Below are 21,907 nucleotides of genomic sequence, written 5' to 3'. Positions count from 1 at the left end.
TGACTCCTTTCTAGAATATCGCGTTTTCTTTGCTGATCTTTTTCACAATAGAATTCGTTACAATTACCATGATAAATCCAACGATCGATTGATATAGACCCGCTGCTGTACTCATCCCTAGGTTTCCTGTCGTACTCATGCTTCGATAGATATAAGTATCGATAACATTCGTTACGGAGTATAGAACACCGGAATCCCGAGGTATTTGATAGAATAGACCGAAGTCAGATCTAAAAATACCACCAATCGCTAGAATAGTTAGCGTTACCATTAAAGGTTTAAGCAAAGGAAGTGTAATAAACTTAATTTGCTGCCATTTGCTGGCCCCATCAATCATTGCCGCTTCATAGTAGGACTTGTCGATACCCGCTATAGCCGCTAAGTAAACAACACTTGAATAACCAATTGATTTCCAAATTCCCATGAAAATTAGGATATATGGCCAAAAGCGAGTATCACCATACCAGGAAACAGGATCGCCTCCGAAGTAAACAATCACTTGATTCAAGATCCCTTTATCTACACTTAGGAAGCTGAATGTAAAGAAACTAATAATAACCCAAGAAAGAAAATAAGGCATAAACATCGCCGTTTGATAAACTTTGGCCATCCGTTTGTTCACAAGTTCGTTCAAGGTGATTGCAATGCCCACCGCAAGAACTAAACCGAGAGAGATCAACGCCACGTTATACAGTATCGTATTTCTTGTAATAATATAGGCGTCCTCTGTCGAGAACAAAAAGTTGAAATTTTCAAGGCCAACCCACTTACTATTTAAAACGCTTGCAAAGAATCCGTCCCGATGAATCTTGAAATCCTTAAATGCAATAATGGTTCCGAACATCGGTAAGTAACAAAAGATTAGGAACCATATTGTCCCTGGTAATACCATAAACCACAGTACTTTATCCTTATTTAAGCTTTTGAAAAATGCAGACACTATTCCACATCCCCCTTCTCTATCCCCAAACAATCCCCGTAATACCCTTTCGATCTTATTTCCTTGCCCCTTTAACTATCTTTAATTCTGCGCTATAAAAGCGGTTTCATAAAGTTGAAAAACTCCAGAATGATATGTAAAAATTAAAGATCGCAAGAAAAAATGACCTCCGTGAGGCTTGAAATCCCTTAAGATTTGAACAAAAAAAAGGAAACATTCTCGTGACCAACGTTCGTGAACCCTCCACTTGAACGTGATACCCGGGAACATTTCCTAAATCCTACGCCTTTTCTTTTTTATACATATTTCGAAGTTCTGTTGGAGATATGCCTGCTGATTTTTTGAACTGGCGATAAAAATACGCTGGATCTAGATACCCTACTTCAGCTGCTATTTCATTGGTTAATAACGTAGTTTGAAGCAGCAGTTGTCTTGCTTTTTCAATTCGGAATTGATTCACATAATCAGAGAAGCTTCGCCCCATCTCCTTCTGAAATAGCTGTCCCAAGTAAGTAGGATGCATATTCATTCGCTGACTGAGCGTCTTCAGAGATAGTTCTTCTCTATAATGTTTGCTCACTTGATCCACCATATATCTCATATTCGGACTGAGCTCATCACTCACTAACGATAATTGGTCCAGCGTTTCATTCACACTTTCCTGCACATGATGAAGCAACTGCTCAATGGTATGGATGCGTAGCAAAGGATTAAACACAGCACTGAAATTACAGTTTTTCTCCATATTCTTAGCGATCAACATTAATTCAATCGCTACGTTGTAATTATCAATGCGTGTAATCACGCCACATCCGAACAGCTTTTGGAATGTTTCTGCGATAAATTGATTTGCCGCCTCACGCTCTCCAGATAATAATAGTTTAGTAAATGCTTCATAATCAATTTCGAGCTTTTCCTCGTGTAACACCATCTTCGATAGTTGGTCCACATCTATAATCGGGTAGCCCGGCAGCATCAGATGATCCACATATAAACTTTTCGCTTTTTTATAACTTTGTGGTACTTCTTGAAAAGTATATTCCTTACTTCCTATCGTAATCCAGACAGACTTTCCTAATTCATGCATAATCTCACATTGCACTTGTTGCAGCATGCAATACATTTCTTCTTTGTTCTCATCTTCAGCCGACTCCGCAACAATAAGAACAAGATCACCTTCCATATCTATAAATACAATAACTGTTCCGCGCTCTGCTACGGACTGCACTGCGATACGATAACATTCTTCCATAAGTTGATTAGGGTGCAGTTGACTCTCGTCCTCTTCATGTTCCGTAATAAGCCGAATCGCAGCCACCGTAAAACATGAACAGTCCAAGGAAATATTTAAGACTTTTGAACGATGCAATAGCTCCTGTCGATCTATATTTCCAGTGACCCAACGATTTAGAATATTGTTACGTAAAACTTGCTGATCCTCCTTCGCATGAAATTGTTCAACATCCTCTTGATTGAGGACCTCAACAATTTGCTCAATGGTCGATTCCAATTCTTTTATGTTAATGGGTTTAAGAATATAATTCTCAATGCCTAGACTCATTCCAGCTTTTAAATACTCAAATTGTTCATAGCCGCTTAAGATAATAAATCTCATTTTTGAATCAAAAGACTTAATTTGTTGAATGAGTTCAAGTCCCGTTAGCTTCGGCATCGTAATATCTGTAATTAATATGTCAATGGCTTCGTTATGGCTATGCAAAAATTCTAAAGCTTCTTCCCCATTACTCGCTTGCCCTGCGATTCTTAGTCCATAATCTTCCCATTCGATCACTGAACGTAATCCTTCGAGAATAAGAGGTTCATCATCCACAATAAGTATGTTGTGCATTATTTAATACTCTCCCTTACCACTGGTATATTCATGATGACTGTTGTTCCTACACCGATCTCACTAGCAATCGATAATCCATATTCAATCCCATAATAAAGCTTAATTCGCTCATTCACATTACATAGTCCAAGCGAGGAAGGTGGTGCATCCATTCGCATACTGACTTGAAGTGTTTTTTGAAGTTCCGTTAGCTTGCTGGGAATAATCCCATTTCCGTTATCTCTAATAGCAATTTGAATGCTACCGTCTGATTCAGTTACTTCAATGCGGATTAAGTTATCGGAGCGTTCGGGCCTGAATCCGTGAACAATATAATTTTCAATGACCGGCTGAATCAGCAGTTTAACGATAGAACAATTCATAGCCACTGGACTTATTCGCGACTCGATTTGAAGCTTATCTTTATGCCTAATCTGAAACAGCTCAAGATATAGATTGCAATATTCAATCTCATCAGCGATGGTAACAACCATACTTTTCTTAATCATCGTTCGGAATAACGTAGATAAAATGTAAATCATCTGACCTACATCCTTCGCACCTTGCGAAATAGCCCGCATCCTTATAGCTTCAAGCGTATTATATAAAAAATGCGGATTAATCTGCGATTGAAGAGCAACGAGTTCTGCATTTTTTTGCGTAATTTCTGAAATGTAAACTTTATTAATATACAGCTCTAGTCTTTCACACATATAGTTAAAATTGTTGGCAATAAGCTGCAATTCATCCTCCCGGTTAAGATGAATGCGCGTGCTTAAGTCGCCTTCCTGTAAGCGCTTCATAGATTTGACAATGATCTTCACTTTTTTAGAGAAACGTAAAATTATTCCGTATGTAATGGACATTGCCGCAACAATTAGTGCTGCCGTAATCCCGATAATCCAATTTCGTACTACCACCATTTCTTTATTGACCTGCGACTTCTGAATGATTCCTGCCACAATAAGACCTGAGCTATTCGTTGTATTTAAGTTAACTTTGGATAGTCCATCCAGTGCAGTCCAGTTGTCTGAATAAAGACCAGCGATATGCGGATACTGCTGTCCCATATACCTTCCTAAGGAATCATATATGACGTCACCGCTTGGTGTTAGAACCAATACTTGACCATTATTCTCTGTACCTTTCGTACCAAGCCATTTTGAAATAAGTTCAGCATCAAAATCTATAATGAGCATACCGATCGTTTTCAATGAAATCGGATCTTTAAGCTCCCTAGTCATCGTATACAAATTGTTATTGTCTTCCCTTATTTCCTTAAGTAATAATTTTTTTTCATGCGAAACCCAACCATTCTTGGGTATGGGTGATTTTTGCTCCGAAATATCTATATCTCTTTTGTAGAGCTGTCGTGTATTATTTTTATATAAATAATAAAATTCTTTCTCAGTGCTGTATAAGATAACGTCAGAGATACCACTTTTCTGATTCAAATACGTTTTGAAGTAAGTATCGAATGTATGGGGTACAAAGCTCCCAATTTCAGCAAACTGATCTAAACGATATTTAAGATAATCTCCATAATCATGTTGCAAAAAGTAGGACAAATCCTCACTTACAGAAGCATCACTATAAATTTGCTGGATGGCCAATTGAATCCCTTCGTACTGCTGATTCATATATAAACTCACGTAATCCAGTACCTCTCGATTAGCATCAACATGTTGACGCGTGATCGTCTGTTCATAGTATTTATAAACGGTAATGGAAGAGGCAATGAGCGTAATAATGATGATGGATGAATATATAGCTAAAATTTTATTAAACAGTTTTTTTCGTAAATGATTTTGATAAAATTTCTTTATATTCAACAAATTCACCTTCCTTTAAAATCTAGCCTTTAGGATTAGAAGCTTAACACCACCTTTCTTTTTGTGCAATGGGAGCGCATTCATTTTTAGATGTAAATCTTTCCTCCTTACAACCTTTTTCTTTATCATGAGTTTACATCTCGCTAAAAATCGTCTATAGTTGGTTTCTACCCCCCAAACAAACCTGTAATCACCCTATAAGTCTTATAATCCTCGTCCCCCATCAAGATAATGGAGGGCTATTACTCATGTTTCTAACCAAACGTAAACTCAACTCCCAACTAAACGAGATTTCCGAATATCGTTACCGGGATCGAATACACATTCCTTTTTTCAATTCTATGATTGACGAACAAGGTGAAATTGCAGCGGAACCACCCGTGGATGGAGAATGGTCTAAGCTACAAGTTGGCGATACCTGGAAAGGCCGCGATTTGTATTTATGGCTAACGACACAGATAGACGTACCCGCCTCTTGGACAGGACGCAGGGTACTGGGTCGATTTGATTTTGGCGAGACAGGTGCCGGAAACAATTCCGGCTTTGAATCTTTATTCTTTTACAATGGTAAACCCTATCAAGGTGTAGATTCCAATCATACAGAAGTGTTCTTGCCGGATGAAACGGTAGGTACGCAGCTTCCACTTACTTTCCGTTTATGGTCGGGACTAGAAGGTGGCGGTCCTAAAAAAGATCAAACACATGGCATTCGTATGGCAGAAATTTGTTGGCTTGACGATGCAACGGATGATTTCTACTTTACTGCACTTGCTGTAGTTGAGACGCTGAACGTACTCGATTCAAAAACACCAGAATATACACAGCTGCTAAGTACAGTAGACCGCTCGTTTCTTCTGATTGACTGGTCTCGTCCAGGTTCAGAGGTCTTCTACGATTCGATCGAGGAAGCTCGTAATTATTTGCGTGATGAAATTAATAAAATGGAAAAGTCTTCGCCAGTTACTGTTACCTGTATTGGTCATACCCATATTGATGTAGCTTGGTTATGGCAATTGAAGCATACCCGTGAGAAATGTGCGCGCTCCTTCTCGACCGTACTCCGTCTGATGGAAATGTTCCCTGACTATACTTTTTTACAGACTCAACCTCAGCTCTATGAATATATCAAAAACGATTATCCAGAAATCTACGAGAAGATTCGTGAACGTGTTGCTGAAGGACGCTGGGAAGCTGGCGGTGGCATGTGGCTCGAGGCAGATTGTAACTTGACCTCAGGTGAGTCTCTTGTCCGTCAATTGCTATATGGTACTCGCTTCTTGCGTAATGAATTTGGTGTTGAATGTGATTATTTATGGCTGCCGGACGTATTTGGCTACAGCTGGTCCTTGCCACAAATTCTAAAAAAATCAGGAATTAATACGTTTATGACCACGAAAATTAGCTGGAATCAATACAACCGCATGCCACATGATACCTTCCAATGGCGCGGTATTGATGGCACTGAAGTATTAACACACTTCATTACAACACCAGAGCCTTGGTCTGAAGAAGATTCTTGGTTCTACACCTATAATGGCCGCATCATTCCTAAGACTGTAAAAGGAATTTGGGATACGTACCGGGATAAAGAAGTGAATCGCAATTTATTACTTTCTTACGGATATGGTGATGGCGGCGGCGGGGTTAACCGCGAAATGCTCGAGATGCGCCGCAGACTCAACGATCTCCCAGGACTACCGAAGATTGAAACAGGAACAGCAGGAGATTACTTCCGTAATCTGCAAGAAACCGTTGCTAATACAGATCGTTATGTCCATGTATGGGATGGTGAGCTTTACTTAGAATATCACCGTGGCACGTACACTAGCCAAGCCTACAATAAGCGGATGAACCGCAAGCTTGAACTGCTATACCGCGAGGCGGAATGGCTAAACGCACTGCAAAGTGTGGTGTCTGAAGATTGGTCGAACTATCGTCAGACCGATTTAGACGAGGGTTGGAGAATTATTTTGCGTAACCAATTCCATGATATTATTCCTGGTTCTTCAATTCGTGAAGTGTACGAAGACAGTACGATTGAATATGCTCAAGCCGAAGCCATTGGTCAATCTGTATGGGAACAATCTACGAAGGCACTAGTGAACGGAAGTGAAGCCGGTAAATATACCATCTGGAACAATGCTTCTTGGGAATTAACTGAGCTCGTAGAAATTACTATAGAGCCTGGCATGGAAACAGGACATTGGATAAACACAGAAGGTAAACCATTACAAGCTCAGCGTGAAGGTGACCGTTGGATCATTGAAGTGTCCGACATTCCTTCTCTCGGATACACCACCATCTCCTTCGTGGCAGATGTGAATTCTGAGCCACTAAGCACTCCATTCAAGCTGAATGAATCAGGAATTTCAACGCCTCACCTTGAAATAGCGTGGAACGAGCAAGGTCAATTGTCATCCATCTATGATAAACACGAACAGCGTCAAGTATTAGCTAATGGAAGTCACGGTAATGTGTTCCAAGTGTTTGAGGATAAACCATTAGCACATGAAGCTTGGGACATTGACATCTACTATCAGCAAAAAATGCGCGAAGTGATCGACTGCACTAGCATTGAAGTCATAGAAAATGGTTCATTGCGTTGTATAGTGCAATTCACATGGAGCTATATGGATTCCACGATTAAACAGCAAATGATCTTACACGCTGGGCATCGTCGTATCGACTTCGTGACGAACGTAGACTGGCATGAGAAAAAACAGCTAATGAAAGTAGCCTTCCCTGTTGCGATACGAGCTACCGAAGCCACTTATGATATCCAGTTCGGTAATGTTAAGCGTCCAACACACTGGAACACTAGCTGGGATTACGCTAGATTCGAGACTGTGGGTCATCAGTGGGCAGATTTATCAGATCGTGGTTATGGCGTTAGCTTGCTGAATGACTGCAAATATGGCTACGACATCAAGGATAATGTGATGCGTCTATCCCTAATCAAATCGGCAACACACCCTGACCCTGATGCGGATCAAGGCGAACATTCATTCACCTACTCTATCCTGCCTCATACTGGGGATTGGCTACAAGGTGATACCGTCCGTCAAGCCTGGTCCATCAACAATCCACTGCGGAGCACCATGGGGCAAGCTGAAGTAGAAACAAAGTCCATGATTCGTCTTTCTACGAATACGGTTATGGTATCTGCCCTTAAGAAATCTGAAGATGGTCAAAAATTAGTTGTACGTGTTCACGACTATTCCGGAAGCCGCCAGCAGATTGATATGACGAGCGACTTGAACATTATTTCGTGGCAAGAGTGTAATCTAATGGAACGTCCTGGAGGTGAGGTTCACACTGAACCTGTCATTACCTTTGTACTTGAACCTTACGAAATTAGAACATTTGAAATCGAAGTGTAGAATCTAATTAAATGGAGTAACATACAAAATCGGGGTGTCCCTGTAGCCATGTATAAAAGGCTGCGAGGACACCCCGTTTTTCGATTATGATTGTTTATTTTGAATTTAAGTATACACATTGCGCAATGAGTTACCGTAGCGTATACTCCAATTAAGGGAGAGATGTATATGAGAAGAATGGGGAAAATTACGATATTCACATGCGTTGGATTATTGAGCCTTGCTTTGATTGCTATTCTTGCGATTAGCGCTTTTGTGATCAAGAGACCGGCCACCGCCACCCCCGTAATCACGGAAGTGAAGCCTTATGAGTGGAATAAAGTCAAGCTGGACGGAAATGTCATTTCAAGTGATGGATCAGAGTATTTTATCTGGAATAAAAAGGGGGAGACTAATAACTGGATCATCTTCTTTTCCGGGGGAGGGGCCAGTTGGGATGCCCAAAGCGCCGCGCACCCAATCAAGCTAATGAACTTCATTAAAGGTGGAGATACGGGCAACTATTTCCAGAACATCCCCTTCTATATGCTGACATTGCTGAGAGGCATGATGGATACGGATAACCCTGCCAATCCTTTTCATGGATGGAATGTGGTCTACCTTCCCTATTCGACGGGTGATTTCCATATCGGTAACCGTACGGCTGAATATAAAAAAGAGGACGGCAGCACCTTTACAATGCGTTATAACGGCAGCAATAATGTGCGAAGCAGCCTTGATTGGATATATGCCAACGTGGAAAAGCCCGGCAAACTGCTAATTGCAGGTGAAAGTGCTGGTGGATTCGGGTCCGCCTTCTGGGCTCCGGAGATCGCCTCTCATTACAAAGACTCCGAGATCTTCCAATATTCAGATAGTTCATTCCTGAAATCAGACAAGTGGCCAAATGTTGTGAATAAGGAATGGCAGGCAGACTTCGTTAAGAACTTTGGGTATACCCCTGAAGCGGATATCATCGGGGCAGCATTTAAAGCGAACGGTCATCTACTGCCTGCGAATGCGGTAATATTGCAATCCTACTCGGTATTTGACGAGATTCTGATCCACTTTCAGAACAACATCAATGATTACAAGGGGCCCAGAGATCAACGCATTATTAATGAATGGTCACAGGAAATGCGGCAATCTGTATCTTCTTTGGCTGCCACTTTACCTAATTATTATTACTATCTGACCGACTATGGGCTAAATGCTAAGACGGGTACAACCCCGCACACTTTTGCAACCAGAGAGACCTTCTTTCAGGCTGAACAAGATGGTGTGAAGCTTCTGAAATGGCTAGGTGATGCAGTCAACCATCAGAAACCCTATTCAGTGGGCAGCAAGTTCCTCATGACGTCGAAGCCAGCTCAGAAATAGCACAGAATTAGCGAAATACTCGCACAAGGCAGGAGAGAAAATTAATGAATTTGCGTGAAAAGCAGATGCAAATGACGAGGGAGATCATTAAGGATACAGCGCTAAGCTTGTTCTGTGCTCAAGGTATTGAGCGCACGGATATGGCTCAAATTGCAGAACAAGCCGGGGTCTCCCGGCGCACTTTGTATCATCATTATAAGGACAAAGAAGAATTAGCCGCTCAAATCTATGTCCTTAACCTGGAGCGGATGTTTGGACAGCTGCTGTTTGATTTTGATTTTGAACAGCCGGTACAATCACTGGAGAACATTCTGGATAAATATTTGGCTTTAAGAGATCATCAGGAATCACTGATCTACTATGATGCCATTTTTGGAGTTTACTACAGCACACTTTCTAAAAATCCTGCAGAACTGCCTGACTTTAAGAAGGCTATGGAAGGCTGGTATTCGCGACTTATACTGCTTGACACAATAGCAGTGGCTCCGGAGGAAAAAAATAAGTGGTTGAACATTCTGCAGAAGTCCACCCACCTGTATTTCATGTATTTACAAAAAGCCGTTATTATTACGCATCAGCGGGGCGGTGTGGTTACGGAGGAAGACCGGGCAACAGACCGACAATTCAAGGATTTCATTATGCATGGCGTACGGCATTCCCGATGATTAAAAGAGTCTTTTCGTAATAGGTTTCATTTCGGTATAATATACCAATCGGTATTCGTACGGCTCTAGTTATATGGAAGGAGCAATGGCTGAAATGGACATTGGCAAATATGAGAATCTAGTTCCGAACGTTTTTTTGTTCGTCGACCGCAGATCCTTCCCGGATTGGGAGATAACGAGGAGCAAAATTGATTTCCATGACCTTACCTTCATTGTGGAAGGGAAATCAAACTATTTTATTAATGGGGAGAAATTTACGGTTGAAGCTGGTGATATGCTCTATGCACCTTCCGGAAGTATTCGGGAAGCGCAGACTTTTAAGGAGGCACCCATGCGTTCTTTTGCGTTTAATTTCTTCTGGGAAGGGGAGGACAATCATGTGCAGCTCCCTTTTGAGACCGTAACCAAAAACTGGAGAACTAAAGAGATCCTAGCGGACATCAAAGATTTCTCGCATGTATGGATGGGCAAACAGCCTTTTTATAAAATGAAGGCCAGAGCCATTTTTCAACTCATTGTGTATCGCCTGTTAAGCATAACCCACCATCAAGAGACACCTCTGATCGATCTGAGAATCCAAAAAGTAATGACCTATATTATGGATCATTATTCGGAGGAAGTTACGATCAAGGAACTAGCTGATTTGGTTGCCTTAAATCCTGTATATCTTGGCAAGCTGTTCAAGCAAAACACCGGTTCCACCTATAAGGAATTCATAAATAAAGTACGAGTGAACAATGCTGAGATGATTCTGTCCGCAGGTGGCTTCAATGTGTCCGAAGTAGCAGCGCACTGTGGTTATCAAGATGTCGCCTACTTCAGTAATGTTTTCAAAAATATCAAGGGTTATCCTCCGTCATCTGCCTTGAAATAACGGAGGCCCCTGAACCATTCGGGGATTCAGCCCTTCAATTAGCTCTAACTATGAATTAGTGCGTCCCCCTAGTATAGAAGCTCTCCTTTGGGCCCAAATAGGAATAAGGCAGCTCCGCAGCGGACAACACAAGCTTTTGCAGGACCAGGCCTGCATCCAATCCGTAAAAGCGGAGGGTATGAATCCCCTTTGTTAACGCATGACTTGTGGTCACGGTATGAATATTATCCATAACCGCGCGGCACCACGGTTCATTATCATGATTGCCGCCCGCAAAATCCGTAGGTAAAGCATCAGTAATCACTGGCGTCTGTGCATCGAAACCTACCGCATATTTTAATCCACTGAACTGTGACAGGTTGTTTGTCGGAGCAATATACGCGGTTAAGCTGTAATCTGCATTCTGCTGTACTAAAACCTGATATTCCAGATAAGGCGCATTCTCCGGCTGTTCAAAAGATACCGTATCCGGAAACATTTTAACCGAGGATAAATAACGCCCATAGTTAGCAATGGTCTTCCAGTCCACCCCTGATTGTGCAACACGACTTGAGGTATGCTCCGCTTCAATGGACACTCTATTATGCGTCTCGATAAAGGTCATCGCTGGCACATCCTGAATGTCAGTCCAGTCCGCAGCTACATTCACCTTAACGATGCCCCCGGCACCAGAGAGTGTAATTTCACCCGTCGATATCTCGTGAACCTTTTCCCAATCTACAGAAACCTGTAAGGTCTCCCCAGCCTTGATCCACCCCGATGTTTTCTCAAGCTTGATCCAAGCTGCACTGCTACTTGCCTGATATTCAAAGCCCGCTTCTCCACCGTTGCTGATAGTAATGCAATAGTTTTCTTTTTGCAGATTTGTAAATACAGGAAGCTTTGCCGTACCCGAAATATACGCTTGCTCCGTACCTTCCACATCAATAATCATTATAGAACCTTTGTCATGAATCAAAGTGCTCACCTCTGGATATTTCCACCCCTCTGCATTCCAGTGAACATACCCGACATGAGGGGAACTCATCATTCCTTGCCATTTTCCTTCTGAAATTTCGTTATTATAAACCTGCTCCAGGTGTTTATCCCTATCGATGGCTTCATGAGTCAGGGTAGCGTAGGTATTGGCCAATACACTGCCTCGTCCAGCATATAGCTCGTTAAGTCCAGCATATATTTGCATTTTGAGCACATTGGCTGATGCAGCAGCAGGGAAATATACAAGCTGGTAGTACGCATCTTTTAATGATTCAGGAATAAGAGCATAGTATTGGTCAGCGGCATTCTCCATCCTAATCGCCTGCTTCAGCACTCTCTGTGCCTCATTGTAATGGATTGGACTGAAGGTTGACGGATAAATAATCTCCGGCTTGCGGCGGCCGTTCATTCGGGTATACTCACTCAGCAATTGCGCGATGCCCAGGCATGTCTCATGTTCCAGTGCATATCCGAACTGCTGCTCTACCCAACGATTGGTATATTCCTCAGTCCGATTAATCGCTCCAGTACCCCAAGCTTCAAAGTCATAGGCCAATTCCATAAAGTAGGAAATAGGCAATTCCATAGGCTTCAAATCCCCGACGTTCACAATCCATACATCACGGATGCCATAGTCGAATGCCATACACATTTGCTCCCAAACCTTCTCCAGCGGAATCGTGTTTAACCATTCATAGGAATGTGGACCCCCATGATAGTCAAAATGATAATACATCCCCCATCCTGCACTTCGATCGCGTTCGTGTTCCGTTGGGATTTTGCGGAGATTGCCAAAGTTATCATCTGCCAGCAGGATCGTAACCTCATTCAGGACTTCCCAGTCCTTCAAGCCTTCAACCTCAGCAGTGCCATACCAATACTTCTCCACTTCCTTGTATACGGCTAGAATTTGGGGCGAGTGCTCAAGATTATATTTCTTTAATAATTCTTTTTGCGTAAGGATGATGTCCTTCAGCAGGTCAATATTCTCCTGGTCGGAGCCCTCCAGCGCAGAATCACTTTCTCCCCGCATCCCTAATGTAATTAAATTGTCAAAATCCTGATTCCGTTTGATTCCATCTTCCCAGAAATCCGTAATAGCCTGTTTGTTTCGGGCAAAGTCCCATAAGTTACTTGTTCCATATTGGTTGTATACCTTCTGCCATTCACTGCCTGCCCGAAATAAAGGTTCATGATGGGAGGTTCCCATTATAATGCCGTATTCCTGTGCGTGCTGGGCGTTGGCGATTGGATTGTTTTTACCGTTAAGGCTGAATTCGGCACTCCACATCGCTGGCCATAAATAATTCCCCTTTAATCGAAGAATTAGTTCAAACACCTTGTCATAGAAATCTTCATTAAAATCACCAAATCTTTGAGTTACCCAAGAGCCCAAGGACGGCCAGTCGTCATTCAAAAAAATCCCTCTGTATTTAACCGAAGGTTCTTTGGAAATCATATGTAGCTGGCTATCAGGTAAGATCAAATCTGCTTTTTTCTCTGGTATAACATCTGCCCAATATTTCCACGGACTAACACCAATTTTTTCAGAGATAGAATAAATCCCGTACATCGTCCCGCGTTTATCGCTTCCCACAATGACGAGCGCCTTGTCCACTCCTGCTGTCGGTTCTTCAACTACCTGAATCCTATAACATTCCCTTTTCCCTTGGATCGCAGACACATCCAATGTCCCCTCTGCAATTAAACGATCAATAAGCTCATTACTGCCGATCGATCCAGCGATTACAACGGTTCCATCCAATGTCTTCAATTGTGTATGTATTTCAGGTTCAACCTCTGTTACCTGTTTAACATCTGCTGCAAAAGACTGAGCCACGCGGCGCAAACCGGCATAATCCTTCCCTTTGGGATCCACGTAAATCTTAGCAGCTTTGCCCTGCTTCACAAGGTTTAATTCCTGCGTAGGCATGATTATTCTCCCCTTAAGCATCCTATTTTCGTATGGCTAGGCACATTATATAAGTAAGCGATTTCAACTTCCATGTGTAAACTAGCAAGTTTTTGTAATTATTAAATGAAACTTTGTTTATTGGTTGAACAATCTAGATATTTGGTGTTACTGTTAACAGGTATTCCCTTGTAGCAGAATCATTTCTTTTGCAAGCGCATCCATAACAAGAGAACCTTATAAAGCGAGGATGATCCATATGGAAAAGAATAACGAACTCATTGCAGGCGAACAGATTGAAGGTCCGAAGGCTCCAAAGGACCCGGCTGATCGTAGAAACGGCTTTTTTGTGCTGTATGAAACAGCAATTGAAGCAACAGCAAGAGCCGAAGGCAAACCGTCACAGGAAGTTTATCTGGAAGGTAACTATCTGATCGACAAGACCAGATTTATAGGCGGTGTTACAGACGAGGCGATTCTGGAGCTTCTGGGGAGCAGCACTGGATTTCGCAAATTGGTCCATAGTATCGGAGTATCCGTGAGAAGGACTAACGCGCAGGAAGATCCAGTCACTTTTTTATTGCAGCACTGGGGCAAAACTAGTAAATATGAAACCGGCAGTTATTTACGTGTACCCTGCCCCGCCGATGGTTCAGAGGTTATTTTGAGGTTAGCAGATTGTCCGGGTTCTGAAGAAGATGATGTGCTCGGAAAATTTGCTTTTGAATTTAATCACGCAGGCGAAATGGCGATTGCGAGTGTTATTTTTTATTTGCATGACGGTTATTCTGTTCCAGAGCTAATCCTTGAACCACCAGTTGCTTTTGAATCGAATGAGTACCAAAAGATCATTACACAATCCTTGCTGCACGCTGGTAATAATAAAAGATTAAAAGCTGCCATAAATAAGGCTATAAAGGGCGAGGAAGTCACGATCGCTTATATTGGAGGTTCCATTACTCAAGGAGCCGGTGCTAAGCCGATACACACGGAATGTTATGCCTATCAGTCGTATTTAAGATTTAAAGACTTATTCGGCACAAAGGGTGGCGAGAACATCCATTTTGTGAAGGCTGGGGTCGGCGGAACACCCTCCGAGCTTGGCGTCATCCGTTATGAAAGAGATATTCTTAGAGACGGTTCCGTAACACCAGATATCGTGGTAGTGGAATTTGCGGTAAACGACGAAGGAGATGAAACGAAAGGCAATTGTTTTGAAAGCTTATGCTTAAAAATACTTTCCGCCGATCATCAGCCAGCCGTAATCCTTCTGTTCAGTGTGTTTATGAATGACTGGAACCTGCAGGATCGGCTCTCCCCCATTGGCCGCCATTATAATCTTCCTATGGTTAGTGTAAAGGATGCCGTATCCGAGCAGTTCCGCCTGAGTAAAGCTGAAGGCAACATCATCTCTAAACGGCAATTTTTCTATGATATCTATCATCCGACAAATGAGGGGCACCGGGTAATGGCTGATTGTCTCGCTTATTTATTCACCGAAACCCATAAATCACTAATGAATGAAGATGAGATCTTATTGGATCAACGACCAGTTATCGGGAATGATTTTGCAGGAACCCTCCTGCTGGATCGAAAAAACTATTTTGACGCAGGTAAGATCGAAGTAGGCGGATTTTCGGGGATCGATACCGATTTGCAGCGGGTAGAAATGGATGCTGACTCTCACGGTACTCCGGAATTCCCTCATAATTGGATGCATTCAAGAGCGTCTGGAGAAGAAAGCTTCAAGCTGACAATAACGAGTAAAAATCTCATCCTCGTATACAAGGATTCCGGCAGCAGCGAATTCGGCAAGGCGGATATCTTCGTAGACGGCAGCCTTGCAGTTACTGCTGATCCTCACGTGAACAACTGGACACATTGCAATCCGGTAATTCTATATCAAAACGAAGCTAGCAGTGAGCATCAGATAGAAATCAAAATGGTGCCCGAAGATCAGGATAAGTGTTTTACTATACTAGGCTTCGGTTATACCCTTTAATCAGTTGCACCAGTTGCAAGACAGCCCCGATGTATTCTTCATCAGGGCTGTCTTTATTGTATCGCTTGGAATTTTGTCCATTTCCCACTAATATACCGCCAAATAAACAATGCCGACTTAATCAACCAATCACAATAGACAGCAATCCACGTTGCAAACATATCCATATGAAACCAATATACTAGTGCATAACATAATGAAAAACCCGCTCAATAAGCGGGTTATCGCTGTTATATGGACAGAATTGCTCTCATTCTTGCTCTCCTTACTCCAGCTCGGTCCCTATCCCCTTTTCTCTCGCCTTGTTCACGTAATACACCGCTGTAGCGATATCAAAGACGGCCATCCCCATCGGGCAAAAGAAGATCGGTTCATCTTCGCCGAATTCAGCTAGGCTGTGGCGCAAGACAACATCGGTAATCATCTGGGTGTCAGCACGAGTGAGCCCCTGCTCCAAATGAAGCTGCTCAATATCCGTGTTCTCACGGCACACTTCATCCCAATCGTCGACGATAATGGCTTTTAACGAAGCTAACGCCTCCGGCTTATAATCACGCAGTGAAACATTCAACAGAAGACTACCTTTTTCAGGATACAGATCGATATACCGATGTTCGGATACAGTACAAGTAATAAAGATATTCGAATGCTGATAAACGTCCGCCCACGTCTCAGCCACTTCTATCCTATTTCTATAGAAAGATGAGATTCCTGATAAGTCTACTCCCTTGATATCGAAAATCCGGATACGTTCGACTCGATCCCCGTACAAAGCCGTAACCATTTGACAATGATACTGCCCAATCGGTCCCCAGCCGATAATGCCTAGATGAATCCGCTCCACTGAACGCGCCAGCAAAAAGTAACGAATCATCAGTCCGCTGATGGAAGCCGTCCTAATAATACTGGGAAGCGGAGAGTTCAAGACGGCTGAAGGCCGGCCTGTACTTGGTTCATTCAATACAATGATGCTATGCGCGCGAGGAAGATCAGCCTCAATATTATCTGGGAAGCTAGAAATCCACTTTATCCCTGCCGCGTTCACCTCTCCCCCTACGTAAGCGGGCATTGCAATAATCCGGTTTTGTGGACTCTTATACCTTAGGTAGGGCTTTATCGGCTGGACATAATCACCTGAATCGATGATACCCACAGCAGTCTCTACCGATTCCACAAGAATAGGCCAATCAACACCTACTGCCCGTATATCTCGATCATTTAAGTACAGCATACCGTCACCTCCTTATGAAACATATCGTTTCTTACATCTCAGTGAGATCATCACATTCAGCCAACAGCTCCTGACCGAATTGGTTCTGAAGCCATGAGTCAGAATATACGGTATCGAGGTAACGCTCTCCCTTATCATGCAGTATGACTGCGCAGACAGCTCCCGGAGTCAATTCTGGCTCCATCTGCTTCACGGCGGCAATGACTCCCCCGGAGGATGCGCCAGCCAGGATGGATTCGTTCTGCGCCAACATCCGGCAACCTTTTACTATATCTGAATCCGAGACATGCACGATATGGTCGATTATATCTGTTCTGCAGAAAGGTGGCACGATGCCGGCACCCAGTCCTGGGAAGCGCCGTGTACTCTTATTTCCGCCGAAAATCGCGCTTCCCTCTGCATCGACAGCCACGATCTTGGTCCGAAGTCCGTGATCTCTTGCGTATTCCGCAAGACCCCGTATGGTTCCGCATGTACTAACGCTGCAAAATAAATAATCCACTCGTTCAAGATCAGTCACGATTTCTTTCATTGTCGTATGGTAGTGGGCTAAATAATTATTTGCGTTCGCATACTGATTCGGCCAGTAGCTGCCCGGTATCTCCGCCAACAACTGCTGCACACGTTTCAGTCTAGCAGGAAGAAACTCCCCTGTTACGGGATCGGGATTGGCGACATAGTCGATTTTGGCATCCAACGCCTTCAGAATTTGCAGATTCGTTTCCGTGGTTCTAGGATCAATAACGCTGATAAAACGCATCCCCAAATACTTACAAATCATGGCCAAGCTGATCGCCATATTACCAGAGCTTGATTCAATGATGGTGGTTCCCGGGCCTATTGTTTCTTCCTTCCATGCCTCTTGGATCATCCGCAGGGCGGGACGATCTTTGGCGCTTCCCCCCGGGTTCATCAGCTCCATTTTTGCATAGACGTCAAACTCACTTTTATAGAACAAGCTCTTCAGCTTGATTAAGGGTGTATTTCCGATAGTCGACAAAATACCATCAGTGAAGTCCATCTCTGCGCGATCTTTATCTTTCTGGTAATATAGCTTTTTGTTCTTAACCTTTCCGCTGTCCATTGACTCGTCTTTGCCTACTATAATGACCTCAATATCATCCAGCAGATGGTTTCGAATCATCATGCCGATTTCCGGAATGCATTCCCTAATTTCCTCTTTGATCTTCGGGACAATGGTGTTATCCGCAGATTTACTTTTGATATAAACGGTCAGCGCGTTCTTCCTCACTTTGACCCGAATGATCGCATCTTCAAGATGTCGGTATACGACCTGTTCGATATCGTACAGGCTTATTTTCTCCCCGTGCTTCAGCTCCCGACCCACCCGTTTGACGATGGAACTAAAGCTCTGCTTCTCCACACCATCTATCATCACAGACCTAAAGTCCCTTACAACGTCATAGGTAACGAAACGAATAGCTGGCAGCATTTTGCGAACCATGGAGGTAAGAACAAGAACACTTTCATCATTACTAAGCGGACTTAGTTCTTCGCCAATCTCCTGCGCCCCGACCCCTTCCGCAAAAATCCCATCAGCAAAAATATACCTGCCAAGATCATGTGAATAATAAGCAATCGTGCCTATTTCAATAGAGCCATACGTATCAATGATGTCGCGCGGTTCAAGACCGAACAGACGGGCCATATTCCGCTGCCAACCTAATGAGGCGATTTCCCCTACCAAAATAATCTTTCGGATTCCAAAAGCCTGCGGATCTCTAGTAGCATGTACGATATGATCAAGGATGGAAGGCATTGTGTAGAGTAAGTCAGGCTTGAAGGTTTGTAGCTGTTCAATATGCTGCTCAATCGGCAATTCGAAGGGAATTGAATGATGTTCCAATCCTAACCGCTCAAAAATGGACAGCGCAGTGTTCGCCGCATGCCCAGTACCCATATCCGCCAAAGCGCTAACACATCCGCTTCCCGCAATAAGATCACCGTACAGCTTCGTTTTAATATCTATATAGTGCTTATCGTCTTCCTTAGAGTAAAGTATCGCTTTTCGACGGCCAGTGCTTGTACCCGACGTCCTATATACGGTCAAAGAAGGATCAAAAGGTTGATTATAATAATAAGTATCTAGTGTTGTCGACGTCATAAGCGGAAGCGTCTCTAAGCTAGAATTCGCTCTTTCGCCGCCGATCAGCCCCTTATACCAGGGAAATGCCTCAATTACTTCAAATAACTTATCCTGCAATTTGTCTTTGTCGAGCAGCATGATGGCCGCCTCCTGTTGACCGCTAGCTGCAGCCCATAGATAAATACCTACCATAATCATATGTAGAGTTCTTTCAGTGTGTTCTACGATTCGGTGGTTGCCCAATCAAAAGCTGAGGCATTTCCGTAATATAGCCTATGGATCTTTTGAGACGGAGGGACAAAATGATGAAGCAGATAAGTCGTATATCCAATAAGCTGACAAAGACAAGGGTGCTGGTTAGAAATCAAGAGTTAAATAAACATGTCCCGCTTACAAAAAAAATGGATAAGAACACTCTCTATGAAATGCTACAAAAATATAAGATGGTGTACATTAAGCCTTGCTGCGGATCTTTAGGACAGGGCGTGATACGGGTTGAACTTACTCGTGCACAATACAGCTATCAGTCCGGTACCCACGTACACAAATTCTCTAATTACGACACGGCATATCGGGCCCTCTTACGAGAAGCCCAAGGGAAGTCCTATTTAGTTCAAAAGGGGATCAGGCTGTTGGTGTACGATGGCCGCCCATTCGATATCCGGGTGATGGTGCAGCGAAATTCTAAAGGTGGGTGGGAAACAACAGGGGTTGCAGGACGCGTGGCGCATCCTCGCAAAGTAGTTACAAACGGGAGTCAAGGAGGAACGATTTATCCGGTTGAGGAATTATTGAAAGCCTACACAAACACAGAGAATTGTACAATATTGATCCGATCCCTGAAGCAAATTGGAGTGAAATCCGCCAGACAGCTTAGCACTGTCTATCCTGGCCTTCAGGAAATCGGTGTAGATATTGCCTTAGATCAACGTCTCAAGCCATGGATCTTGGAAGTGAATACGGCTCCCGATCCGTGCCCGTTTACTAAGCTGAAAGACACCCGTATGATTGACCGAATTGTCAGATATGCAAAAGTATACGGTCGCACATACAATCTCAAGTGCATGAAATCAAAACAAGGGATGGTGTGAAGCATAGTAGAATCCATGTGCCGCGGCGAACTGTGCATTTACAAGTACACAGCTCGCCTTTTGTACGGAGTATAGGGTCTGTGTATTCAGAGGATGGACGAAAAAAGACGAGAAATCCCCTCTTTAAATTTGATTATAAGGGACCTTTCTTTATAACGCTCAGGGGTAAGCTCTGTACTTAACTGGCTATCTTCATGAAACAATTCTTGAAGCTGTTTAGCAACTTGCTCATCATAAACAATTGCATTAACTTCGAAATTGAGTCTAAAGCTCCGGGAATCAATATTCATTGTCCCTACGGACGCTACTTCTTCATCTACCACAATCGTCTTGGCATGCAAGAAACCATTTTCATATAACAGAATTTTCGCTCCATAATTCAATAATTCACCTGCATACGCCCAAGTTGCCCAGTATACAAAAGGGTGGTCAGGTTTATTTGGAATCATAATCCGTACATCCACACCGGATAGGAGTGCAATTTTACATGCATCCATAAAACTGCTATCTGGAATGAAGTATGGCGTCTGAATATACACACTCCGTTTGGCGTTCAAGATCAGCTTAATATACATATTTTTCAGATGCTCAACTAGCGAGTTAGGACCACTAGACACAATTTGAGCGGGACTTGATCCGGCATGACCTCCAGTAGTAAAGGAAAATTGATCGAAGCTTACCTGCTCGTGTTTCCGGGCATGTTTCCAATCCAGAAGAAACCTGCCTTGAATTTGATTAACGGAACCACCCTTCATTCTAAAATGTGTATCCCGCCAATATCCAAACTTTTTATCTATCCCTAAGTATTCATTTCCCACATTAAATCCACCAATATAAGCAATTTCCCCATCGATGATACATAGTTTTCTATGATTTCGATTATTCATCCGAAAATTTATCGGTCTAAGCAGTGATGAAAAGAATACCTCTACTTCTCCACCAGCAGAAAGTAGTTCTTTAAAGAACTTAAGAGAAAGTCTCTTGGAGCCGATTTCGTCATAGAGAACCCTCACTTTTACGCCTTCTTTGGCTTTTTTAGTTAATTCATCTCTTAATTTTGTCCCTAAATCATCAGGCTGGATGATGTAATATTGAATGTTGACCTCTTTTTTGGCATTTCTAATATCATTAAATAAAGAGTCAAACTTTTGTTTACCATCGTTAAAAATAGCTATCTCGTTATCTGTTGTCATTAGCGCATTCGATGAAACAAGGTTCATATGAATTAAATCAGCATATTTCGTTAACAAAGCGTTCTGATTCTCGCGTTGATCCTTTAATGTAGCCAATTGATGATCTACAGTTGATTGTAGATATTTACTTTCTTCAGCTGAAAGGCCAAAGAAATTCTTTTTTGCTAAATTACGACCAAGAAAGAGATAAATAATAAAGCCCAAAATGGGAATGAAATAAAAAACCATAAGCCACGCCCACGTATAACCAATATCTCTCCTCTCAAAAAATAAAAAACCAGCAGAGAGCAATATGTTTATAATCATAACAAATGAAAGTATCCACGTGACCAGACTGCCGTTGTCCATAAGGAGTTCCTGCCTTTCTTATCTTTCTATAGATGTCGGTATTTCTAGTTTTGCCAAAAGTCAGTTTATTCATCGTCTGATAAATCAATACTTCTGTAAATGACTAGATAGAGTACTATAGCATAATTGTCCATCTAAGAAAACATTTGATAAAAAACTCAATA

Annotated in this window: 13 protein-coding genes; 6 read left to right on the top strand and 7 right to left on the bottom strand. The window is 42.6% G+C overall.

The window, feature by feature from the left end; all coding sequences use genetic code 11:
• Positions 1-10: 10 nt before the first annotated feature.
• The 3 genes from NST34_RS10920 to NST34_RS10910 form a co-directional block, all read right to left on the bottom strand.
• Positions 11-892, bottom strand: a complete 882-nt coding sequence (locus NST34_RS10920; protein WP_042193664.1) for an ABC transporter permease — start codon at positions 890-892, stop codon at positions 11-13.
• Between the two features lie 328 nt (positions 893-1,220).
• On the bottom strand, positions 1,221-2,789 hold the full coding sequence (locus NST34_RS10915; protein ID WP_341127764.1) for a response regulator transcription factor: 1,569 nt from the start codon (positions 2,787-2,789) through the stop codon (positions 1,221-1,223).
• Positions 2,789-4,603, bottom strand: coding sequence for a sensor histidine kinase (locus NST34_RS10910; RefSeq protein ID WP_081382735.1), 1,815 nt, complete (start codon positions 4,601-4,603; stop codon positions 2,789-2,791). Before NST34_RS10910 ends, NST34_RS10915 begins: the two co-directional genes overlap by 1 nt.
• 248 nt (positions 4,604-4,851) lie before the next feature.
• Here NST34_RS10910 and NST34_RS10905 point away from each other — a divergent pair, with 248 nt between their 5' ends.
• The 4 genes from NST34_RS10905 to NST34_RS10890 all read left to right on the top strand — a co-directional run bounded on the left by NST34_RS10905 (position 4,852) and on the right by NST34_RS10890 (position 10,881).
• Positions 4,852-7,983: an alpha-mannosidase gene (locus NST34_RS10905; RefSeq protein WP_341127763.1), complete on the top strand. Its 3,132-nt coding sequence runs from the start codon at positions 4,852-4,854 to the stop codon at positions 7,981-7,983.
• A gap of 168 nt (positions 7,984-8,151) precedes the next feature.
• Positions 8,152-9,342 carry a pectin acetylesterase-family hydrolase gene (locus NST34_RS10900; RefSeq protein ID WP_341127762.1) on the top strand — a complete coding sequence of 397 codons (1,191 nt, stop codon included), beginning with the start codon at positions 8,152-8,154 and terminating at the stop codon, positions 9,340-9,342.
• Positions 9,343-9,386: 44 nt separating this feature from the next.
• A complete protein-coding gene (locus tag NST34_RS10895; RefSeq protein WP_052404243.1) occupies positions 9,387-10,007 on the top strand; it encodes a TetR/AcrR family transcriptional regulator in 621 nt (206 codons plus the stop codon).
• A 94-nt stretch (positions 10,008-10,101) separates the two neighbouring features.
• Positions 10,102-10,881 (top strand): helix-turn-helix domain-containing protein, encoded by a 780-nt coding sequence (locus tag NST34_RS10890; RefSeq protein ID WP_341053829.1) that lies wholly within the window; start codon positions 10,102-10,104, stop codon positions 10,879-10,881.
• 55 nt (positions 10,882-10,936) lie between these two features.
• On the opposite strand, the gene NST34_RS10885 is transcribed toward NST34_RS10890, so the two are convergent.
• Positions 10,937-13,792, bottom strand: a complete 2,856-nt coding sequence (locus tag NST34_RS10885; protein ID WP_341127761.1) for a glycosyl hydrolase 115 family protein — start codon at positions 13,790-13,792, stop codon at positions 10,937-10,939.
• 238 nt (positions 13,793-14,030) lie between these two features.
• On the opposite strand from NST34_RS10885, the gene NST34_RS10880 reads away from it, so the two are divergent.
• The gene (locus NST34_RS10880) at positions 14,031-15,773 is read left to right on the top strand and encodes an SGNH/GDSL hydrolase family protein (RefSeq protein ID WP_341127760.1); all 1,743 of its coding nucleotides are present in this window, start codon (positions 14,031-14,033) and stop codon (positions 15,771-15,773) included.
• A 265-nt stretch (positions 15,774-16,038) separates the two neighbouring features.
• On the opposite strand, the gene NST34_RS10875 is transcribed toward NST34_RS10880, so the two are convergent.
• Positions 16,039-17,004 carry a 2,3-diaminopropionate biosynthesis protein SbnB gene (locus tag NST34_RS10875; RefSeq protein WP_341127759.1) on the bottom strand — a complete coding sequence of 322 codons (966 nt, stop codon included), beginning with the start codon at positions 17,002-17,004 and terminating at the stop codon, positions 16,039-16,041.
• Positions 17,005-17,035: 31 nt separating this feature from the next.
• Positions 17,036-19,309 (bottom strand): 2,3-diaminopropionate biosynthesis protein SbnA, encoded by a 2,274-nt coding sequence (gene sbnA, locus NST34_RS10870; RefSeq protein WP_341127758.1) that lies wholly within the window; start codon positions 19,307-19,309, stop codon positions 17,036-17,038.
• A gap of 104 nt (positions 19,310-19,413) precedes the next feature.
• On the opposite strand from sbnA, the gene NST34_RS10865 reads away from it, so the two are divergent.
• Positions 19,414-20,202, top strand: a complete 789-nt coding sequence (locus tag NST34_RS10865; protein WP_341127757.1) for a YheC/YheD family protein — start codon at positions 19,414-19,416, stop codon at positions 20,200-20,202.
• Between the two features lie 86 nt (positions 20,203-20,288).
• Here the strand turns inward: NST34_RS10865 and cls are convergent, their stop codons facing one another.
• Positions 20,289-21,743: a cardiolipin synthase gene (cls, locus tag NST34_RS10860; protein ID WP_341127756.1), complete on the bottom strand. Its 1,455-nt coding sequence runs from the start codon at positions 21,741-21,743 to the stop codon at positions 20,289-20,291.
• Between the last annotated feature and the right edge of the window lie 164 nt (positions 21,744-21,907).

The sequence above is a fragment of the Paenibacillus sp. FSL H7-0714 genome (assembly GCF_038003765.1).
In the GTDB taxonomy this organism is placed as follows: domain Bacteria; phylum Bacillota; class Bacilli; order Paenibacillales; family Paenibacillaceae; genus Paenibacillus_AQ.
The sequence above is the reverse complement of the archived record's forward strand: the minus strand, read 5'-3'. Positions and strand labels throughout refer to the sequence as shown.